Source organism: Prosthecobacter sp., from assembly GCF_044373815.1.
Taxonomy (GTDB): Bacteria; Verrucomicrobiota; Verrucomicrobiia; order Verrucomicrobiales; family Verrucomicrobiaceae; genus Prosthecobacter.
Map to the genome: position 1 here is coordinate 1 of NZ_JBIPNG010000569.1, position 3,811 is coordinate 3,811.

The 3,811-nt window shown below is 61.0% G+C and carries 5 protein-coding genes; 1 reads left to right on the forward strand and 4 read right to left on the reverse strand.

The features are described 5' to 3' along the window. A partial coding sequence (locus ACIREA_RS28330) for a thiamine pyrophosphate-binding protein (protein WP_397385679.1) occupies positions 1-796 on the forward strand: 796 nt, incomplete at its 5' end. A 292-nt stretch (positions 797-1,088) separates the two neighbouring features. Here ACIREA_RS28330 and dhaL read toward each other — a convergent pair. The 4 genes from dhaL to ACIREA_RS28350 all read right to left on the reverse strand — a co-directional run. After that, entirely contained in the window at positions 1,089-1,724 is a 636-nt protein-coding gene (gene dhaL, locus ACIREA_RS28335) for a dihydroxyacetone kinase subunit DhaL (RefSeq protein WP_397385680.1), read from the reverse strand. A 61-nt stretch (positions 1,725-1,785) separates the two neighbouring features. Further along, on the reverse strand, positions 1,786-2,148 hold the full coding sequence (locus ACIREA_RS28340; RefSeq protein ID WP_397385681.1) for a Crp/Fnr family transcriptional regulator: 363 nt from the start codon (positions 2,146-2,148) through the stop codon (positions 1,786-1,788). 13 nt (positions 2,149-2,161) lie between these two features. After that, positions 2,162-3,175, reverse strand: coding sequence for a dihydroxyacetone kinase subunit DhaK (locus ACIREA_RS28345; RefSeq protein ID WP_397385682.1), 1,014 nt, complete (start codon positions 3,173-3,175; stop codon positions 2,162-2,164). Positions 3,176-3,270: 95 nt separating this feature from the next. Then, positions 3,271-3,811: Pycsar system effector family protein (locus ACIREA_RS28350; RefSeq protein WP_397385683.1), on the reverse strand; the 541-nt coding region annotated here is incomplete at its 5' end.

Consider the following 3,811-nt stretch of genomic DNA (forward strand, 5'->3'; position numbering starts at 1 on the left):
TGTGCTGCGCATCGGTGCGGTGCCTTCGTGGCGCTGGTGGCGGGATTTGGAGGATCTGCCGAAGATCAAGGTCACCAACATCACGCGCACAGGGTTCAGCGGACTCGCGCGAACGGAGAATGTGGAAACGCTGGCGTGGGAGAACATCCGCAGCACGCAGTTTACCCGCGTCGATCCGCCCTGCGGCATTCTGCGCTTTGAGCCTGACTTCGAAAAATTCCCGGAATCTGAACCGGCCTGGGTGAGCAAAATTGCGAAGGCCATTCCCGCAGGTTCGCGGGTGTTTTTGGGCAACAGCCTGCCGATTCGCGAATTCAATCTGGCGCTGCAGACGACGAAGCCGGGCATCGAGCTTTTTGCCAATCGCGGTGCCAATGGCATCGACGGACTCGTTTCGACCTTTCTCGGCACCAGCGCGGTGCATGGCGGCGAATGCTGGCTGATTCTCGGGGATCTGAGCGCGCTGTATGATCTCGCCGCGCCGTGGGTCATCGCCCAGATGGATCATCCGCAGCTGCGCATCGTGGTGATCAACAACTGCGGCGGCAAAATTTTCTCCCGCGTGGCCAGCATGCGCGCCCTGCCTGAGGCCGCACGCAACGTGATCGAAAACCGTCACTCGCTGGGCTTTGAGCCCTGGGCGCAGCTGTGGGGCATGGAGTATCTCCAGACCGATGATGCGAATGATCTCGCAGACCTGCTGCCGATGCCGATGGTGATCGAAATCCGACCCGACCCGCTGCACACGGAGGCGTTCTGGAAGGACTGGCAGAAGCCGGTGATCAGGCCACGATGAATTGAATCTCTTTCGTCAGGAGGCGGAGGAGACGGCCACAGCCGCAGCACCCTGCAAGCACCCGCGCATACGCGAGCGCGGAGCTTCTTGGACTACGGCGGCAAGCCTGGGCGCGACGCCGCTTTCGCTGGCTGGATGATGGGCTGAGGCCGTAGCACACGCTATACCTCGCGAAAGCGGTAGCTTCGATGCAGGCTTGCGCCGTGCATCTGCGCGACCGCACTCCAAAAGGCTGTCGCGCAGTCGCAAGCACCAGAGCTCACGCGGACGTGCTTGCTTAGCACCCCGCAAATTAAGCCACGATGAAGTCGCGGAAGGCGGTGATGATCACCACCACGGAGCAGGCGCCGGCGTCGGGGAAGCCGATGCAGGCCTCGCCGAGAGTCTTGGCACGGCCAAACTTGGCCACCATGGCTTTGCTGGCTTCCTTGCCGGCCTCGGTGGCGGCGGCCACGGCGGTGATGGCATCTGGGAGGGACTGAGCAGCGACTTCTGCTGCCTTGGTGGCGGCAGGCTCCATGGCATCCACGCAGGTTTTGTCGCCGATGGCGGCACCACCGCGCTGCTTCACGCCATCCACACCGGCCTGGAGGAATGCAGCCAGTGCGGCGGCATCGAAGGATTCCTTGCCATTGAGGGCTTTGCCGCCATTGCGGAAGAAGGTGCCGAAGATGGCACCGCTGGCGCCGCCCATGCTGCTCATCATCGCCATGCCGACGGTGGAGAAGGCTTTCTCGATGCTTTCGACTTCGCCGGCGTTGAGTTTCTCCGTGGCGGCACGCATGCCGCGCTCCATGCCCATGCCATGATCCCCGTCTCCGAGATCACGGTCGGCCTGGGACAGCATCGGCTCGGCAGCGATGATGCGCTCGCAGGCGAGCAGGAGCATGGCTTTGACTTCGTCTTTGGAAAGGTTGGCTTTGGGCATGGGACCGCGATTGTTGGCGCGCTGGCGGGGAAGTCAAATGCGAAGCCTGCAGGATGGGAGCCTACGCCTTTGCGCGTTTGTCCGCACGGCGCAGCCGGTCGGCCATGCCTTTCATGACGTGCAGGGCAAACTGTGGCATCTCATCGACCATGAAGAGGAAGTGATGCCGGTTCACGGGAAGGAGCTTGCAGTCGGTGCGGGCAATGGCATCGGCGGAGCGTTCAGAATCTTCGATGAGGGAGATTTCGCCAAAGAACCCTTCGGGGCCCACGGTCTCGACGATGATGCCGTTGATGACGATGTCCACCTCCCCGCTCTGCACCACGAACATCTCCCCGGAGTCGTCGCCGGCATTGAAGATGGGGGTTCCTTGCAGAACGGACCGCACGTTGGCTGGGCTGGCGAAGATCTCGGGGAGTTTCATGGCATGGGCAGGTTTACAGTTTGGTGTAGCCTACGCTTTCGCAGGGCATGTCCCAGAGTTTTTTCAGCTCGGCATCCAGCTTGGTGATGCTGAAGCTGACGCCGGCCATTTCCTGGCAGGTGACGATGTTGTCGACGATGGTCTGGTGAATCTTGATGCCGCGTGCGTCCAGGATGGGCTTGGCGCCGCGCAGCAGGATGAGCAGTTCCATCATGTGCGTGGAGCCGAGGCTGTTGACGAAGAACACGATTTCATCTCCGGCGGTGAGCGTCAGATCGTCGGCAAACAGGAGATCCAGGATCTTGGCGGCCAGTTCATCGGCAGTGCACATCGGGATGAGACCCACGCCTTTTTCGCCATGGATGCCCATGCCGAGGCCGATCACATCATCGGCCAGTTCGAAGGTGGGCTTGCCGGTGGCGGGAATGCTGCCGGGCTTGGTGGAGACGCCGACGGTGCGGGTGTGATCGCAGGCTTTTTGGGCGATGCGGACGAGTTCATCCAGGGAATCGACCGTCTGTGCGGCGGCACCGGCGAGCTTGGTGATCGGCACGAGACCGGCAACGCCACGGCGGTTTTGCTTTTGCGTGGGAGGTGCGGAGCAGACGTCGTCGGCGATGATGACGGTTTTCACGGTGATGCCTTCATCCGCAGCGAGTTCCGCGCCAATGTCGAAATTCATCACGTCCCCGGCGTAGTTGCCGTAGAGAAAGAGCACTCCCTTGCCACGGTTCACCGCCTGGGCGGCTTCCAGTACGATGTCCGGCGGTGGGGCGGCGAAGATTTCACCCACGGCAGCGCCATCGGCCATGCCTTTGCCAACGAGGCCGTGATAGATCGGCTCATGCCCGGCACCACCACCCACGAGCAGCGCAGGTGCATCAGGCCGCAGATCATTCATGACGATGGAACGCGTGCCCACGCGGCGGGCCTTGCCATCATAAGCCAGCACGAGCCCCTCAAAGAGTTCGTCGGCGCACTTGAGCGGGTTGTTGATGATCTTCTTGGCAGGATTGGCGTGGCTCATGGTTTGAATCGTCGGGGTTGGAAAAGAAACGCCATTTTTACGGCGTGCACCGGGGCTGTCAAAGCCGATTGCCATCCTTCCACCTCCTGCCCGACTCAATCGAAACCGTTGCCGATCAGCAGCACAAGCCGTGCAACAATCCAAATTCCCAGCGCCAGGAGCAGGTAGGTCATGCCTTTGCGCACGTTGTGAAGCTTGGCCTCCAGGACAATGCATTTGGAATGGACCTGCCCCAGCACTGAGCGTTTGACCCCATCGTTCGACTGCCGGCAGAACAAATCTGCATATTCGTCCCCCGGAATTTTGGCGATCTGGCCAGAGAAATAAAGGTTGGGATGCCGGTTCGCATCGGGGGCTTTTCTCACGGCCCGAGGAAAAGCTGCGGCAATGCCACGCCCGAAAGCAAAACTCATGAAGAGTATGAAAAGTGCGTACAACGCCAGCACGGCATACTCAAACCATTGCATGCCCGCCCAGCCTTGCAGGCGCAGTCCCGGCCCCATGTTCACGATCATGGCCATCAAGACGGCGGAGGTGCTCAGAGTGAGCTGGGCTTTCAAATCCGCCCGGTTGATCTGCTGCTCAACGTCCTGATAAAGCATGTAAATCAGGCGCGTGACATCGACCTGTGTATCC

Coding starts and splice junctions, on each gene's coding strand:
- dhaL (WP_397385680.1), bottom strand. CDS start 1,724: ATGCCCAAAGCCAACCTTTCCAAAGACGAAGTCAAAGCCATGCTCCTG.
- ACIREA_RS28340 (WP_397385681.1), bottom strand. CDS start 2,148: ATGAAACTCCCCGAGATCTTCGCCAGCCCAGCCAACGTGCGGTCCGTT.
- ACIREA_RS28345 (WP_397385682.1), bottom strand. CDS start 3,175: ATGAGCCACGCCAATCCTGCCAAGAAGATCATCAACAACCCGCTCAAG.